This is a genomic window from Paenibacillus curdlanolyticus YK9, assembly GCF_000179615.1.
GTDB classification, from domain to species: domain Bacteria; phylum Bacillota; class Bacilli; order Paenibacillales; family Paenibacillaceae; genus Paenibacillus_T; species Paenibacillus_T curdlanolyticus.
The window spans coordinates 18,241-34,770 of record NZ_AEDD01000008.1 but is presented as its reverse complement, the minus strand read 5'-3'; the positions used below and the strand labels follow the sequence as shown (position 1 = coordinate 34,770).

The 16,530-nt window shown below is 52.1% G+C and carries 15 protein-coding genes and 1 riboswitch; of the genes, 5 read left to right on the top strand and 10 right to left on the bottom strand.

Annotation, left to right across the window (positions count from 1 at the left end; translation table 11 throughout):
* Positions 1-196: 196 nt before the first annotated feature.
* From mqnC to metA, 4 genes are all read right to left on the bottom strand, one after another.
* Positions 197-1,333: a cyclic dehypoxanthinyl futalosine synthase gene (gene mqnC, locus PAECUDRAFT_RS15040; RefSeq protein ID WP_006038963.1), complete on the bottom strand. Its 1,137-nt coding sequence runs from the start codon at positions 1,331-1,333 to the stop codon at positions 197-199.
* 169 nt (positions 1,334-1,502) lie between these two features.
* Entirely contained in the window at positions 1,503-2,687 is a 1,185-nt protein-coding gene (locus PAECUDRAFT_RS15035) for a MalY/PatB family protein (protein ID WP_006038962.1), read from the bottom strand.
* A 4-nt stretch (positions 2,688-2,691) separates the two neighbouring features.
* Positions 2,692-3,852 carry a PLP-dependent transferase gene (locus PAECUDRAFT_RS15030; protein ID WP_006038961.1) on the bottom strand — a complete coding sequence of 387 codons (1,161 nt, stop codon included), beginning with the start codon at positions 3,850-3,852 and terminating at the stop codon, positions 2,692-2,694.
* Positions 3,853-3,891: 39 nt separating this feature from the next.
* Complete coding sequence (gene metA / locus PAECUDRAFT_RS15025; protein ID WP_006038960.1) at positions 3,892-4,809, bottom strand: homoserine O-acetyltransferase MetA; 918 nt, start codon at positions 4,807-4,809, stop codon at positions 3,892-3,894.
* Positions 4,810-4,943: 134 nt separating this feature from the next.
* A riboswitch (SAM riboswitch) is annotated at positions 4,944-5,056 on the bottom strand.
* Between the two features lie 567 nt (positions 5,057-5,623).
* Between metA and corA the strand changes: the two genes are divergently transcribed.
* A complete protein-coding gene (gene corA, locus PAECUDRAFT_RS15020) occupies positions 5,624-6,559 on the top strand; it encodes a magnesium/cobalt transporter CorA (protein ID WP_006038959.1) in 936 nt (311 codons plus the stop codon).
* Between the two features lie 53 nt (positions 6,560-6,612).
* Here corA and PAECUDRAFT_RS15015 read toward each other — a convergent pair whose 3' ends face one another.
* Entirely contained in the window at positions 6,613-7,917 is a 1,305-nt protein-coding gene (locus PAECUDRAFT_RS15015; protein ID WP_006038958.1) for an MFS transporter, read from the bottom strand.
* A gap of 183 nt (positions 7,918-8,100) precedes the next feature.
* Between PAECUDRAFT_RS15015 and PAECUDRAFT_RS15010 the strand changes: the two genes are divergently transcribed.
* The 3 genes from PAECUDRAFT_RS15010 (at position 8,101) to PAECUDRAFT_RS15000 (ending at position 10,889) form a co-directional block, all read left to right on the top strand.
* Entirely contained in the window at positions 8,101-9,003 is a 903-nt protein-coding gene (locus tag PAECUDRAFT_RS15010) for a LysR family transcriptional regulator (protein WP_006038957.1), read from the top strand.
* 29 nt (positions 9,004-9,032) lie between these two features.
* Complete coding sequence (locus tag PAECUDRAFT_RS15005; protein ID WP_006038956.1) at positions 9,033-9,842, top strand: histidinol-phosphatase; 810 nt, start codon at positions 9,033-9,035, stop codon at positions 9,840-9,842.
* Between the two features lie 171 nt (positions 9,843-10,013).
* Entirely contained in the window at positions 10,014-10,889 is an 876-nt protein-coding gene (locus PAECUDRAFT_RS15000) for a DMT family transporter (RefSeq protein WP_006038955.1), read from the top strand.
* Here the strand turns inward: PAECUDRAFT_RS15000 and PAECUDRAFT_RS14995 are convergent.
* From PAECUDRAFT_RS14995 to PAECUDRAFT_RS14980, 4 genes are all read right to left on the bottom strand, one after another.
* A complete protein-coding gene (locus tag PAECUDRAFT_RS14995; protein ID WP_006038954.1) occupies positions 10,884-13,202 on the bottom strand; it encodes a bifunctional 2',3'-cyclic-nucleotide 2'-phosphodiesterase/3'-nucleotidase in 2,319 nt (772 codons plus the stop codon). The genes PAECUDRAFT_RS15000 and PAECUDRAFT_RS14995 overlap by 6 nt on opposite strands.
* Positions 13,203-13,401: 199 nt before the next feature.
* Positions 13,402-14,229: a DUF695 domain-containing protein gene (locus tag PAECUDRAFT_RS24775; protein ID WP_006038953.1), complete on the bottom strand. Its 828-nt coding sequence runs from the start codon at positions 14,227-14,229 to the stop codon at positions 13,402-13,404.
* Between the two features lie 216 nt (positions 14,230-14,445).
* The gene (locus PAECUDRAFT_RS14985) at positions 14,446-15,171 is read right to left on the bottom strand and encodes a pirin family protein (RefSeq protein ID WP_006038952.1); all 726 of its coding nucleotides are present in this window, start codon (positions 15,169-15,171) and stop codon (positions 14,446-14,448) included.
* Between the two features lie 51 nt (positions 15,172-15,222).
* Complete coding sequence (locus tag PAECUDRAFT_RS14980; protein ID WP_006038951.1) at positions 15,223-15,621, bottom strand: DoxX family protein; 399 nt, start codon at positions 15,619-15,621, stop codon at positions 15,223-15,225.
* 189 nt (positions 15,622-15,810) lie between these two features.
* On the opposite strand from PAECUDRAFT_RS14980, the gene PAECUDRAFT_RS14975 reads away from it, so the two are divergent.
* Positions 15,811-16,119, top strand: coding sequence for a winged helix-turn-helix transcriptional regulator (locus PAECUDRAFT_RS14975; RefSeq protein ID WP_040712824.1), 309 nt, complete (start codon positions 15,811-15,813; stop codon positions 16,117-16,119).
* Positions 16,120-16,164: 45 nt separating this feature from the next.
* Here PAECUDRAFT_RS14975 and PAECUDRAFT_RS14970 read toward each other — a convergent pair whose 3' ends face one another.
* Complete coding sequence (locus PAECUDRAFT_RS14970; RefSeq protein ID WP_040712822.1) at positions 16,165-16,392, bottom strand: hypothetical protein; 228 nt, start codon at positions 16,390-16,392, stop codon at positions 16,165-16,167.
* Between the last annotated feature and the right edge of the window lie 138 nt (positions 16,393-16,530).

Below are 16,530 nucleotides of genomic sequence, written 5' to 3'. Positions count from 1 at the left end.
ATTACCGCATTCAAGCTGTTTCCATTGTACGAAATGCAATGAGTACGCCCGCTGCACACGCCAACTCTACCTCCATTACGACGTACCCCGCACCGCAGCCCGCATCAATCACAACGCCAACCGCTGCAATGCAAAAAAAGGAGCGTCCCCCAGCCGTTGCGGCTTTTGGGACCCTCCCTTTAATCAATATCATCCATTAGTTCTGCATAACAAAATCGACTTGCGCTTCTTCGTTCTCTTCGTACACTTTCATAATTTCATACTTCGTGTTCCGCTGCGCTGGAATCTTGCCAGCTTCACGAATGAGGCGCAGCGTCAGCTCGATGTTGACCTTATGCGTTGTGCCAGCGGCCGAGACAACATTTTCTTCCATCATCGTGCTGCCGAAATCGTTGCAGCCATATTGCAGCGACAGCTTGCCGTATTCCGGACCCATCGTGACCCAAGACGATTGCAGGTTATCGATATTATCGAGGAAGATGCGGCTGACCGCAACCATTTTCAAATATTCCTCCGGCTTCGATTTCTCTACGCGCATATTCGTGTTGTCCGGCTGGAGCGGCCATGAAATAAAGGCCAAGAAGCCTTTGGAATCATAGTTGTTCGCGATGCACTCATCCTGCGCATCCCGCACGCGGAGCAGGTGAAGCGCACGCTCCTCCATCGTTTCGCCAAAACCGTACACCATCGTAGCCGTCGTGTTCATGCCATGCTTATGCGCGGACTTCATGACATCCATCCAGTCCGTCCATGAGCCTTTGAGCTTACTTACTTTACGTCGCGTCCGGTCGTCCAAAATTTCTGCCCCGCCGCCTGGCAGCGAGTCCAGACCCGCTTCATGAATTTGGCGGATAACTTCGTCGAGCGATAATCCGTTCGACACTTCCTTCATCTTCATGATCTCGGCTGGCGAGAAGGAATGCATCGTAATTTGCGGGAAGCGCTGTTTGATCTCACGCAGCACGTCCGTATAATACGAGAACGGCAAATCCGGGTTCGTTCCGCCCTGCATTAAAATTTCGGTACCGCCCACATCAACGGTTTCCTGGATTTTCTGCATAATCGTCTCGTTAGGAAGAACGTATCCTTCCTTCGAGCCTGGCGCGCGATAAAATGCACAGAATCGGCAATATACATCGCACACGTTCGTATAGTTAACATTCCGGCCGACGACGAACGTCGTAATCGGTTCGGGATGCTTACGGAGCATAATTTGGTTTGCAACCTGCCCCATTTTTTCAATTTCGTCTGATTCAAGAAGCACGACGCACTCTTCGAGGCTGATTCGCTCGCCGCGAAGCGCCTTTTCCAATACGGAATCTACAGTATGCATCCTGAAGCCCTCCTTAAGGATTGCGCCTTATAAAAACATCTACGCTATCATCCGGTCGTGGTAATGTCCATCACCTTATCCTAACACAAAAAGACCGCGGCAGTCACTCGACAGAAATGTGACTGCCGCGGCAAAACGAGCCAAAACCGGCTCGTTACCGCAAAGCTCGCTATTCGCCAATGGCCTCGATAGCCGCGGCGAAACGCTCCAACGCCTCGGTCAGGATCGATCTCGGGCACGCAACGTTAATGCGCAGATAACCTGCGCCTTGCTTGCCGAAGACGGAGCCTTCGCTGAAGGCAACGCCTGCTTGTTCAAACATCAGCTTCTTCAGTTTCTGCGGGTCCTCCGATATGGCGCGGCAATCCAGCCACACCATATACGTGCCTTCCGGCTTCATTGCCTTAATTTGCGGCAGACGCTTCTGTACGAACGCGAGCACAAGATTTACGTTCTCCTCCAAATAAGGAATCAGCTGATCCAACCACTCATCGCCATGATTATAAGCCGATTCGACCGCCGTCAAGCCGAAATAGCTCTCCATATGTATGGACAACGTCTTGAGCAAGTAATTGTATTTATTGCGAATCTTGTCATTCGGAATGATAACCGTCGCTGCTTGGAGACCAGCCAGATTGAACGTCTTGCTCGTTGCGATGCATGTAATCGTCTGCTGGGCAATCTCTTCGGACAGCGCCGAGAACGGCGTATGCTTATGCCCGCTGTACACGAGGTCGTGGTGGATCTCGTCTGCAACAACCAGCACGCCATGCTTGATGCAAATTTCCGCTACCCGTTCCAGCTCCTCGCGCGTCCATACGCGTCCGCCCGGATTGTGCGGCGTGCAAAGCAGCAGCAGCTTGGCGCCTTCCGCAGCCTGCTTCTCCAGCAAGTCGAAGTCCATCTCGTAACGACCTTCTTTGAGAACCAGCGCGTTGTCAACGACGACGCGATCATTCATGCGGATAACGTCATAGAACGGATAATAGACGGGGGATTGCAGAATAACGCTGTCTCCCGGCTTCGTGAAGGCTTGTACAACCAAGCTAAGCGCAGGGACAACGCCCGGGCTCGACGAAATCCAATCATGCTGGATTTGCCAGCCATGGCGGCGCAGCAGCCAGCCTTCCACCGCTTCATGATAACCCTTGGTCCGAATCGTATAGCCATAGATGCCTTGATTTGCACGTTCTTTGATGGCTTCGACAACTTCGTGCGGCGGCTCGAAGTCCATATCTGCCACCCACAGCGGGAGCAGATCAGCCCGTCCAAACAGCTTCTCCGACTGATCCCACTTGTACGATGCTGTACCATAGCGATTGATGACTTTATCAAAATCGTACTTGATGCCCATCTAATTATGCCTCCTCAATTTCGCGCTTTGCTGCAGCAAGCGCCTGCTCAAGGTCGGCAATGAGATCGTCTGCATGCTCGATACCGACGGAGAAACGAAGCAGCCGATCGTCTACGCCAATCTTCTGGCGAATTTCAAGCGGAATATCCGCATGCGTCTGCACGGCCGGATATGTCATCAGCGACTCAACGCCGCCAAGGCTCTCCGCGAATGCGATCAACTGAATATGGCGCAAAATCGGCTCAACATAGCGCGCATCCTTCAGCTTGAAGGAGAAGATTCCCGTATTGCCCGACGATTGACGATTTTGCACGTCATGTCCCGGATGGTGCGGCAGCGCCGGGTAGAACACTTCCTCGACCGCCTCGTGAGACATCAGGTACTCCGAAACGCGCGTAGCGTTATATTGGTGCCGTTCCATGCGAAGCGCAAGCGTCTTCATGCCGCGCATCAGCAGCCAGGAATCCTGCGGCCCAAGCACCGCACCGATCGAGTTATGCAAGAACGCCATTTCTTCTGACAGTTCTTTGCCTTTGGTAACAATCAGCCCAGCCAGCACATCGTTATGGCCGCCAAGATATTTGGTCGCGCTATGCACGACGATGTCTGCACCCAGCTCAATCGGGCGTTGGAAGAACGGCGTCAATAGCGTATTGTCCACGATCGTGAGCAATCCTTTGGACTTCGCCCAAGCGCTGACGCGCTCAATATCCGTGATCATCATGAGCGGGTTGGTCGGCGTTTCAATAAGGACCGCTTTCGTTTGCGGCGTACACAGCTCGCTGATGCCATCGAGATCGTTCGTATCCACATAAGAAGCCGTAACGCCGAAACGAGTCATAATCCGTTCCAGCAGTCGGTAGGTGCCGCCATAAAGATCAAGCGATACGATCAGATGATCGCCTTGGCCGAAAAGCGAGAATACCGTCTGGAGCGCTGCCATGCCTGAGCTGCATGCGAACGCTGCATCGCCGGATTCCAGCTGCGCCGCAGCTTCCTCTAATACCGAGCGTGTCGGATTTTTCGTCCGCGTATAGTCAAAGCCCGTGCTCTCGCCAAGCTTCGGATGGCGAAAAGCAGTCGAATGATAGATAGGAAAGCTGACTGCTCCGGTCTTCGGTTCTTTCGTGGAGCCAATCTGTGCCAAGCGGCTTTCGATTTTCATGAACGAGATCTCCTTTTATATGGAAGGTGGAATGATGGATTAGATGTATGCGCCCATATCGTATGGCGTTTGCTGGTATACATAATAGTTCAGCCAGTTCGAGAACAGCAGGTTCGCATGGGCACGCCATGACGAGCGCGGCTCGCGCGTTGGGTCATCATTCGGGAAATAGTTGCGCGGCACTTCAATCGGAAGGCCCTTGGCCTTGTCGCGATCATATTCCCATTTTAGCGACAGCGGATCATATTCGGAATGGCCGGAGACGAACACTTGCTTGCCGTCCTTGGAAGCTACGATATAGATGCCTGATTCTTCGGATTCCGATAAAATGTCCAACTCCGCAACCTTCTCGATGTCTTCGCGGCGCACTTCCGTATGCCGGGATTGCGGGACGTGGAACCACTCGTCAAACCCGCGAAGCAGCGGCACATTCTGTTTCTCGATCGTGTGCGGGAACACGCCGAAAATTTTGTTGTCCATGTCGTGCTTCGGAACGCCGTAATGGTGGTACAGGCCTGCCTGCGAGGCCCAACAGATATGCAGGGTAGAAGTCACGCGGCGCTTGGACCACTCCATAATGCGCTGCAATTCCTTCCAATAGTTTACTTCCTCGAAGGGCATATGCTCGACCGGAGCGCCCGTAATGATCAGTCCGTCATACCATTGGTCCTTGATTTCGTCGAATGTTTTGTAGAACATCTCCAGATGCTCGGCTGACGTATTCTTCGACGTATGCGTAGCCGGATGCAGCAGCACGACCTCGATTTGAAGCGGCGTATTGCCGATCAAACGAAGCAATTGCGTCTCTGTCGTTTCCTTCGTCGGCATCAGGTTCAAAATGGCGATGCGCAGAGGGCGGATATCCTGATGATAAGCAACGCTCTCATCCATCACAAAGATGTTCTCATTCGCTAAAACTTCTCTTGCCGGCAAACTGTCCGGTACTTTGATCGGCATGTACGATCACTCCTTCTGTCTTGCATGGTTTAAGTATTCTCTTCTGCCAAGCCTGCACTTCATAAAATGGCGGATTATAACGAAAAAAAACCCGCTCGTCAAATGAGAGGGGTCTTATGGTATCCATAATGACTCTCTCATCTCCCAGATCAGATAACTGTTATCTGATCCGCAAGAATTAGCACCGTGCTTAACGCCGGTTGCCGGGCTTCATCGGGCTAGTCCCTCCGCCTGCTCTTGATAAGAAAGATCGATATTTAATTAGAAGTCGTTCAACCGAATGCTTCTGCTTCGCTTGAATGATAAATCGCTAATATAGTCTATACTATAGGTTATTCTTCGGTACGCGTCAAGCCGGAAATTCACCCGAAAAAATGGACGTTGAACCGCATTCGGCATGCCAGCATATGCTACGGCCATAGAGGGCATTCGCCTTGGTCTCTATGCTTCCAAAAACCTTGTTGCACTGCCTCTTGTACGTCTTACCATGCAGGAGTATACTAGACAAGGTGAAACGGCTGAAAACCGTCCCAAGGGGCGGCAAAGCACGATTCCGTTTGGAAAAATCGTACATTTACGAAGGGGGTAGCGGCATGGAAGGCGATGGGTCTAGTCCTAATCAGACGAATGATTCGCGCATAGCGATACCGACGGTCAAACGGCGCCCGTATCTGTCTGCCATGCGACTTCACTTACAGGTTGTTGAGCCACTGCGCTAACCGATGAGTGACGTTACCGGCGGAGCGGCATACGCGGCTTTCGTTTGTCATGGCCGTCCGGCATCGGACGACTTGACGAGAGGAGAGAACGCGGCATGAAAATCCGCCACGTCCACAACGGCATTTTTACACCTACTGAAGATATTCAAGCAGTGTTGGTTCCGCCGGCTACCGGCTTTTATTGGATCGACGCCGACTTGGAGGACTTGATTGTCCTGCAGCCTTTGTTCAACCTGCATGACTTGGCTGTAGAGGACTGTTTAAGCGAAGAAGAGCAGCGTCCTAAGATTGAAATTCATGACGGCCATTATTTTATCGTTATTAACAGCATCCGATTCGATGACGAGGAAATTTTCCTGCGGGCATTGAACATTTTCCTAGGACGGCATTTCATTATTACGGTAACCAAACAGAAGATCAACGAGCTTCGTTCCCTTAAGCCTGTGCTATGGGAGCAAGAGGTCGATAAGCCCGACCGGTTCCTGTACCATCTGGTCGACCTTGTCGTAGACAACTATTTCTTCGTCGGCGACCGAATCGAGGTTCGGATCGACAATCTTGAGGAAGATATCCTCATGCACACGAAGAAAACGCATCTGAATGAAATTATCGGCTTGCGAAGCGAGATTCTATGGCTTAAAAAGGTGCTGGGCCCGCAGCGCGAGGTTATTGCAACTTTAAATAAGAAGGACCTGAAGCTGATCGATGACCAGCTCCAAAAGTACTTCAGCGATATATACGAGAACGCGGTCAAAATTTCCGAGACATTCGATACGTACCGCGATCTCATGAGCAACTTGCGCGAGGCCTACCAGTCCAGCCTATCCAACCGCGCCAATGAAATCATGCGCGTGTTCACGGCGCTGACGACGATCTTCATGCCACTTACGTTCGTAACGGGCGTCTATGGAATGAATTTTGACTTCATCCCCGGCTTGCACATGCACAACGGATCTTATGTTTTGCTCGGGTTTATGATGTTTCTGGGACTCGGCATGTTCTACATCTTCCGCAAGAAGGATTGGCTATGACGAACAAAGCGGGGAGCATTCGGCTAATGCCGGACAGCTCCCCGCTTTTTATTTTATGCCGCTCCTCCATCTTCCCCTACTAACGCTTCTCGCTTGCCTTTATCCAGATTTACGAATCGAAGCAGGATAATTCCAATAATAAAGAACGCGATCAGCGAGAGAATGCCAATTCGGCTCGAATCCGTATTGCCAGCTACGATGGCGAACACGAACGGTCCCGCCACGGAAGAAAATTTGCTTGAAATCGTCAGAAAGCCAAAAAACTCAGCCGTCCGCGCCGGCGGCACCAGCTCGGCGTATATCGAGCGCGCGATTGCCTGGCTTCCGCCCTGCACAAGCCCGACCATCGTCGCGAGAATATAGAAGTGCGTCGCATTTTCCATAAAGAAGCCTAACGTTACGATCACGATATAAATCGCCAATGAAACGTTCAACGCCTTCTTGGCACCGAGCTTCTCGGCATATCGCCCGAACAGCAGCGTGCTCGGAAAGCCGATCAGCTGCGTAATCAGCAAAGCAACGATCAGATTGTTCATCTCAATTCCGATGCCGCTGCCGTAGATCGTCGCCATCACGATAACCGTATTAATGCCGTCATTGAAAAACCAATAGGAGATCATATATTTAAGCAGCTCGGGATAACGCTTGAATTGCCGCAGTGTCTGGCCTAACCGATGGAAGGAAGCCCCGAGCGCTTGCGTGAACGAAATGGCTGTGCCGCTAGCCGTCGCCTCGCTGCGCTTCCGCTCCTTGACGCTGCGCAGAATCGGAATCGTAAACAGCAGCCACCATACGCCGACCGTTAAGAAGACGATCTGCGTCCTCAAATTCCCCTCAGTCGGGAGACCGAACAGCGCCGGCTTTTGAATCATCATGACGTTAATCGCCAGCAAAACGCCTCCGCCCAAATATCCCCAAGCATAACCTTGCGCGCTAATCCGATCCCGCCGATCCGGTGGGGCAACATCGACGAGCAGCGCATCATAGAAGGTGTTGCCTGCGGCAAAGCCAATCGTACCTAGAATGACGAGCGTCGAGGCCAGCAGCCAGTCCCCTTCGCCGATCAAGGCCATGAGCAGGCTAGCAATCGAGCCTAGAACAGCGAAAAAGCCGAGAAACTTCAGCTTGGAGCCGGTATAATCCGCAAGCGCTCCCATGATGGGCGATAATACGGCTACAATTAACGCCGCGATGCTCGAGGTATTCGCCCAATAAACTTCCGGCAAATTGCCGCCGAGATTTTTAGCAGCCACTTTCTCATAATAAACAGGCATAACAGCGGCGATCATCGTCGTTACGAATGCGGAGTTTGCCCAATCATACATTAGCCACCCTCTTATCGCCTTCTTGTTATTCACGAATGTCCAACCTCCTCATCATGCTAAACCTTTCAAAATACAGGTTGCGACAACATGTTCGACAAGTTGATTCGGACTCCTCCTAAAGGTTATGTAAAGTTTACTTACACTTTGCCCTAGACGGCTCTTTCATTTATAATAAAAGATAGTGGTGATAAATATCTCTTATCGAGGAGGCTTTTCATGAACATCAATCAGCTTGAAACGCTCCTTACAATATCCAAGACGATGAGCTTTCGCAAAGCGGGAGAACTGCTCAATCTGACGCAGCCTGCCGTATCCGCCCAGATCAAAAGTCTGGAGGATGAATTCAAAACCGTGCTCATCGACCGGAATCAGCCCGTCACGCTGACCGATCGCGGACAGGTTTTCCTTGAACACGCGGAGCAAATTCTCGGTATTGTCGAAGAATTGAAACAGAAGCTGTCCGACCTGAACCAAATTCCGCAAGGCCATATCGTGCTCGGCACGACAAGCACAATTGCCATTCAAATTTTGCCTCGTGTCTTAGCTTATTTTCAGAACCAATTTCCTATGATCAAGACAACGATTCATTCCATGCCCTCCTCGCAAATTACGCCCGCTGTGGAAAACGGCACAATCGATATCGGCATTACCTACATTTCGGATAAAAGCCCCAGCATTGAAACGGCTGCCCTCTACTATGATACCTATGAGCTCGTCGTCGCGCCCGGTCACCCCATGAGCCATTTGAAACATACGACCGTGGAGGCTTTGAAGGACACCCCTCTCATCATGCTCTCTCCCGACACATTCGGAAGACGTTTCGTCGATCAAATTTTCGAGAAATATAAAATTCAGCCGAACATCGTTATGGAGCTGTCCAGCAGCGAAGAGGTGAAACGGATGGTCGAGATTAATCTCGGCGCGGCTGTCGTGTCCAAGCTGTCGATTGCCAACGAGCTTAAGCTGGGCACACTACGCATGATCAAGGTCAACGAGCTGGAGCTCACGCATCCCGTCAGTGTCGTCTATCGTTCCGGGCGTTATTTGAATTCCGCGATCAAGCAGTTTATTAGCGATTTGCGCGGAATGTCGGAAAGCCAGTTTGTTAGTACCGAATAGTGAAGTTCAGTTATTAGGAGGGGATTTCCATGAAATTCGACTTGCACACCCACCATTATCGCTGCGGCCATGCCGATGGCACAATTGAACAATACATTCAAGCCGGCATTGAAGCCGGGCTGCACGCTATTGGCATTTCCGATCACTCGCCGTACTTTGCACACAAGGACGAGCAGCCTTTTCCCAAAATCGCCATGGCCCGAAGCGAGCTCAAAAACTACGTGGACGAGGTGCTTCGGCTTAAGGCCAAATATGAAGGGAAGATCGACGTCCTGCTCGGCATGGAATCCGATTACTTCCCTGACCACGTCGAGGTGTATCGCCAAGCTTATGCACCATATCCGTTCGATTATTTGATCGGCTCGGTGCATCAGACGCGAGGGGTTAGCATTTTCAACAAAAACCGTTGGAAAAGTCTCAATGCCGAGCAGCAAATCGATGAAAAACGGCACTATTACGAGCTGATCGCGCAATCCGCCCGCACCGGCTTGTTCCATATTCTCGGCCACATCGATGCAATGAAGGGCTATTATCCGCCTTTCGCGGACATCGCGGCTGATGATGCAGTTGAAGAAGCGCTGCGCGTCATTGCCGAGTGCGGCGTAGCGATCGAGATCAACACATCCGGCAAAATGAAAGATGTCGGCGGCTGGTACCCTTCCGACGCCATGCTGGAGCGCGCGTATCATTACGGCGTAGATGTAACGTTCGGTTCGGATTCGCATGTCCCTTCGCGCGTAGGCGATGACTGGGAGCTCGTCCGGCAGCGGCTGAAGGAAATCGGCTTTAAGCATTGGGTGTACTTCAAAAACAAGGAACGGATCACCGTTGCGCTGTAGATTAGCGTTATAGACAAAAAAAGGAGCCTTCCCAAGAGGGAAGGCTCAAATCGTATATTAAAAAGGGGGTCTTGCTTATTATAATAGCCCCTTAATGTGATGAGACGATAACAGGAACATTACCGTTGTGTTACAAATTCGCATCGGCTTAGAAAGGTTTGATGGTTGCTCATGTGGTGGTTAACAGCGATTGGAAGCGCAATACTGTTCGGATTAGCCGGCTGGTGGATGAAGGTGAGCCAAATGAAGGGCGGCGCTTCGAACGGCCTGCTCTACGGCCTGTATGTGTCAGGCACGCTCGGATTCGGCATTCACAGCGCCGTGGAAGGCACGCTCGGCAGCTTGCTGGATCCGCGCCTGCTGCTCGGCGGGCTTATTATCGGCGCAGGCTCTGCATGGGGAAACGCCTTGTTTATGAAGGCACTGCAATACGGCCCTGCCAGCCTGACATCGCCGCTGACCAACATGAATATTGCACTCGTTGTCGGCATGGGCATCATCATTTATGACGAACCTGTATCCGCTGCCGAATCCATTGGCATTGCACTGCTGCTGCTATCCGTCATCTTCGTGTCCATTCGAGGGCGAGAGCGGCTGACCGTTACCGAACGCAGATGGTTCGTACTTGTGTTCGCTGCAATCCTCTTGTTCGCCTTCCGCAATGGCGGGCTAAAAGTAACCGAGCAGCTCGGGCTGGCTAGCGCCCCAGTCCTGTTCGTCGGCTACGCATTGTCTCTGCTTTGGTTCTGGGCACTCGACCACAAGGAACGGACAGCGATCGTCCCTCTCTCCGCAGCTAATCCCGTGATTGCGAGCCGTGTCGGGTTTCGATGGGGACTGCTTGCCGGCATATTCTCGTATTCAGGGCTTCAGCTGTATGCTGTCGCGCTGGAAACGGGAAAAGCCAGCATTGCCGCACCGATCTTCGCTACGAATAGCCTGGTTGTGGCCCTCGGGGCCATCGTGCTTTATCGCGAACGGTTGACGAAGCTGCAATGGATGGCGTTTGCGCTTACCATTGCAGGCCTCGTCGTGATCCGCTTATAGCTCATTCGCAGGAATGCGGATTTGCTGGCCAGGATAAATCAAGTTCGGATTACGCAGCTCATTATACGCCGCCAGCTTCTGCCACGTTGTGCCATAATGCGCTGCGATTTGCGACAGCGTGTCCCCGGACTTCACGATATAGACCGTATTCTTCGCAATCGAAGCTGGCGTTGAGCCAACAGGTGCCGGCTTGGCGCCTGCATGCGAACCTCCCGTGCTTGCGGACTTCGTTCCCGCTTCTGCCGGGGATGGAGCTGAGCCTCCCGTCGTCGGCTTCGACGTCGGCTTTGTCGATTGCCCCGCTCCCGCAGCCGTTCCGGTTGAGCTTGTCACCGCATCGAACGACAGCCTATACTTCGCGTAGCCATCCTCACTATCGCCTACATATTTCATTGAAGGCAGCTTTGCAGCGAACGCTTTGGCGTCCGGCGACGTTTTGAACGTGACATTCACGTTTGCTTTAATCGGAAGGAACGACCAGTTGCCGTCAGCGGCCGGGTCGATCGTTTTGAACGTCTTAATGTAGTCAATGACCGCTTGGCGGTTCTCATCCGGCGAAGCGAGCACGATCCGCTTGCCGTCCGGATTCGCCAACTTGCTGGAGGAAGCGCGGTAATTGTTCGTTGCAACGATAAACTTTTGCTTCAGGTCGATCGGTTTGCCCTTGTACGACAAGTTCTGGATGCGATGCGCATCCGGTGCAGTCAGCTTTCCGCCCGCATCATATCTTGCCTGCTGCGTCACGTCGATTTGATAATTCAGGCCGTCAATGACATCGAAGTTATACGTCGGGAAATTGTCATTGACGAGCGGCTGCTCGCTTGTCCCTTTTGGATCAATCGTATTAAACTGCCCCGCCGACCATTCCAGCCACTCTTTCATTTCCGCGCCTGTCAGCACGACCGCGTTCACCGTATTCGAGTACAGGTACAAATCGGCCACGTTCTTAATGGCAATCTTGCCGGCCGGAATGTTCGTGTAGTAGCTCGGGCCTTGACGCCCGCCTGCCTTGAACGGCGCGCCGGCTGACAATACAGGCAGTCCTTCGTACTCCGTTCCTTGCAGATGCTGCTCGACATACCATTTTTGCGCGCTCGTTACGATTTGGATCGATGGATCATCTTGCACGAGAGCGAAGAAGCTATTGATCGGCGCTTTCGTCGTTCCGACCGGCCCCCGAATGTAATCGAGCGTATGATTATGGTCCGCTTCGACCGCATTGGCGATCTCAGGATCGACATCAACCAACGCCTTCTTGTTCGCCGCATCGTAGATCGGTCGAACGTCAACCTTCGAATTTTGAACCGTCCATTGACCGTCCTTAAGCGCGAGCTCCAGATCAACCACGCCAAGATTGTTGCCCCAGAAGCCTGGCTCGACCGCAGGAACGCCATTAATCGTCCCTTTCGCCAGATCGACGCCCTTCTTGCCGTCAAACGCAGCGCTCGGGAACACCTTATGCGCATGGCCGAACAAGATGACGTTAATATCCGGCACTTGGCTTAGGTAGAGCACGCTGTTTTCCATATTTTCCGTCTGCGGAATATCCTCGAAGCCCGAGTGCGGCAGCGCAATGATCAAGTCAGCGCCCTTCGCTTTCATCTCCGGCACGAGCTTTTTGGCTGTCTCAACGATATCTTTGGCGATAACCTTGCCCTGCAAATTCGATTTGTCCCACTGCATCACTTGCGGCGGCACGAAACCGATTACCCCGACCTTGATCGCATGCTTTGCGCCCGCATCGTCCGTTACCGTTCGATCAAGCAGCAGATAAGGGGTAAAATAGTGTTGGTCATTCGCCGGGTTATTGTCATGGTCATCCACATACAGGTTTGCATTCACATAGGGGAACTTGGCGCCTTGAAGCGAGGTTTTGAGGAAATCGAGGCCATAGTTGAATTCATGATTGCCGATATTGCCCGCATCATAGTCGAGCAAATTCATCGCTTTGTATACAGGGTGGGTTTCACCCTTCTGCAGCGGATCAACCTTCGCGACATAGTCGCCTAGCGGATTGCCTTGGATGAGATCGCCGTTATCGAACAACAGGCTGTTCGCGCGCTCTGCACGTGCTTGCTTGATTAACGTCGCTGTTTTTGCTAACCCGTACTCATCGGTAGACTTGTCCGCAAAATAGTCATAGTTCATCAAATTGACGTGCAAATCTGTCGTCTCCAGCACGCGAAGCTGTACCGTTGCAGCTGAGGATGCCGGCTCTGCCGCCGATGCCCCTATAATAGTTGCAGGCGCTGCCATCGTCCCCAATGCTGTAACGGCAGCTAACGCGCTTTTCCATAACATAAGCTTGCTCATGAATTCGCTCTCCTCCACCATCTATTATGTGATCAAGTCATCCATTTCAAAACCTATGGTACGGATGAATAGGGCAGGGCGCAATCCGTTCGAGTCAAACCATACACAATCTTAATACATTAATGTAATTATTTACAAAAATAATAAACAGAACCTCACGCACCACAGCCTCGTGCGTAAAGTTCTGTTTATATATCCTTTATTTCCACATGCCATTACGCTTGCTGCTAGCAGAACCGGTAAGCAGACGGCGCCAATATGCTTTGATGCGAGCACTTAACGACAGCTGCATCGCCGATCCCCATCCGTCATATTTGCCCTCCAGGTCCTTCAACAGGCCATATAACTCATCGACTCGGCGGTTTAGCGTATCAAGCCGTACGTCGTCTTGCCTGCTTATGACCAGCGGATACGGATAGTCCGGCTCCGGATCGCCTTTCTTGCCGTCTTCAATGTGATAACCCAGCTGCTCCAACGATCGCTTAATGCCCGTCCGGTCATCATTGTGCCGAAATAGCAGCCAATGATATACGGTCCGCTGGCGATTGATCTGATCCCCATGATGCGCCAGCGCATACACCATCTGCGCATTATGAATAAGCAGCTGCTCCCTTTCATCGGGCAGCATATACGCATAAAAGCTCCATTCCGGGTCCAGCTTGCGATAAAGCTGTGCCCGAACATCGCCCTCGTTACGAAGTAACGCCCGTATCGTTTCATCCTCGAAGCTGTCGGGCACATAATAATAAAATTCGAGCTTCGCTTCCGTATGCAGCCGTCCAATATAATGGAACTCCCCTGACTGCTGCATCGTCTTTTCTAGTCGACTCGCCCACTGTTCAAGCTGCGCGACGGCGTCCGCTCTACGCTTCCCGCTGTGCGAAAGCCGATAGACGTTCACGGTAACGGATAACAGCTCATCGAACGAAGCGATTGGATATTCCGATTTGTAGCCGGAATTAACGAGCAGCCGCAGGTGCTCGCCGTTCATGCGCCGTTCAAAAAAACCCCAGTCTTCTCCCGCCATCTCCCGCTCGTTACCTCTCTATCCTGCCATGATGTCGCTATATCATTAACCGATTGATTAGCATGCATTGAGCCTATTATACTGCACTCGGTCGAAGGAACCAACCTACGATTCGCCCGGTTTCTCCAATGCCTGCGCACAAACGGCAAAAGCCGCGCCCTTGGAACTATCGTTCCCAAGGACGCAGCTGGTGCGTTACTGCCTCTCCTCCTTCTATTATGGAAGGTCGATCAATAACACTTGCGCCGCCGTATCGCTGCTCGTCAGCTTCAGTGACGTGATCCCTTCAATTCGAGCGGAATCGCGGCGGTGAAGCTCGGCTTGTTCGCTGCCGCCTTCTAACGAAACGCTGCCTGCAAGAACGAACACAAACTGTTTGCGTCCAGGCTGCTGCTCGAATGTAACCGACTGTCCTCCCGACAGCTCCGTCAAATACATCGTCATATCCTGATGGATCTTCGCCACGCGCCCTGGCTGCTGCAGCTCGGCATTGCCGCTTACAATCGGTACAAGTTTGCCGCTCAGCTCATTCGGATCGAACGAGCTCGTCTCGTACGAAGGAGCTATTCCGCGCTCTGCGGGTAAAAACCACATCTGAAGCAGCTCGACCGGCTCGCTTGGCGATGGATTTTTCTCGGAATGATGAACGCCCGTCCCTGCTGACATCCGCTGAATGCCGCCCCACGTCGTTACCGCTTGGTTGCCCATGTTATCGCGATGCTCCAGTTGGCCGCTCAGCACGAGCGATACGATTTCCATCTCGCGATGGGGATGCATGCCGAACCCGGTTCCGCCATCGATTCGGTCGTCGTTCAGCACGCGCATCGGGCCAAATTGCAGGTTGTTAGGATCATAATAATCAGCGAACGAAAAGCTAAAGTACGAATCGAGCCAGCCATGGTTCGTATGGTACCGTTGATTTGCCGCAAAAGTTTGGATCATAACGCCATCTCTCCTCGCAAGCCGGAGTTCCGGCTTCGTTTATTTTTTGTATTATTTCAACCAAGCATCAATCGAATACTCGCCAGCACCGGTTAACGCGACACCCAGCGCAACTGCAAGCAGTACCAGGTTATATTCGTAGCCGTTCTGCGTTGCCCACAGCCCATTCGCTCCGTGGACCTTCACGATCGAGATAAGCATCGTGCCGATAATAAACGCCGCTCCGAGCCATGTGACAAGACCGAAGCCGAACAGCAGGCCGCCCAGCACTTCCGCAGCTCCTGCGCCGAACGCCATCAGTACGCCCGGTTTCATTCCGATCGACTCGAACCAGCCGCCCGTCCCCTTGAGTCCGTAGCCTCCAAACCAGCCAAACAGCTTTTGCGCGCCGTGTCCTACAAATAACAAACCAATAACGACCCGAATAATCAATAATCCTGTATCCAACATGTGTACCCTCACCTTTCCGATTCCACCGTGGAATCGATGCGTAATGTTTTGATGAGCTAATCATATCGTAAGTGACTTACTTTAGTCAAGTATATAACGAAAATAAAGTTTTTTTGCGTTACCAGCCAGATTCACTTACCTTTCCTTAGTTCATATGTTACAATAAGGTCAGATAAAGGGGTGATACGGTTGGATTACTCAAAAATGTGCCCGAGATACGAAGCTGCTGCTGAACTGCTAGGCAAAAAGTGGACAGGACTGATCATTCGCGTGCTGCTCGGCGGACCGAAACGGTTCAAAGAAATTAAAGAGCAGATTCCCGAGATGAGCGACAAGATGCTGACCGACCGCATGAAGGAGCTTGAAGCGACGAATATCGTAAAACGGACGGTTTACCCTGAGATGCCTGTTCGTATCGAATATGAACTGACAGATAGAGGACATGACCTCGAACCCGTCATCTCCTCCATTCAAAATTGGGGCGAGAAGTGGATGTAATCCGCTTCGCAGGAATGCTTGAACAACACAAAGAAGGGGTGTCCCCTAAGCCGCAACGGCTGGAGGCATCCCTTTTTTGTGCGCTGCAGCGTCGGCGTTGATTTTGCGTCGATTGCGGCGTACGTCGTATTGAAGGCGTGTTGCGCGCCTCCCGGCATGCTCTGCCATCGCAGCAGCTATGCCGTTTTCGGCATGCGGCGCCATAGCGGCATGCGATGCCATCGCGACATGCGGCTTGTCGGCGCTTGCCGCAGCGTGTATCAGCGTGCTCATTGCAGTTCGTGCAATAAAATCAGCTTGAACGCGGAAGCGAGAAGACCTCGTTGCAAATCGTGCAACGGGGAGGGCTGCTTTTTATGTTTTAGGCACATCTTGACTCCTCTGGACCGTCTCTCGTTGCATGAACTGCAA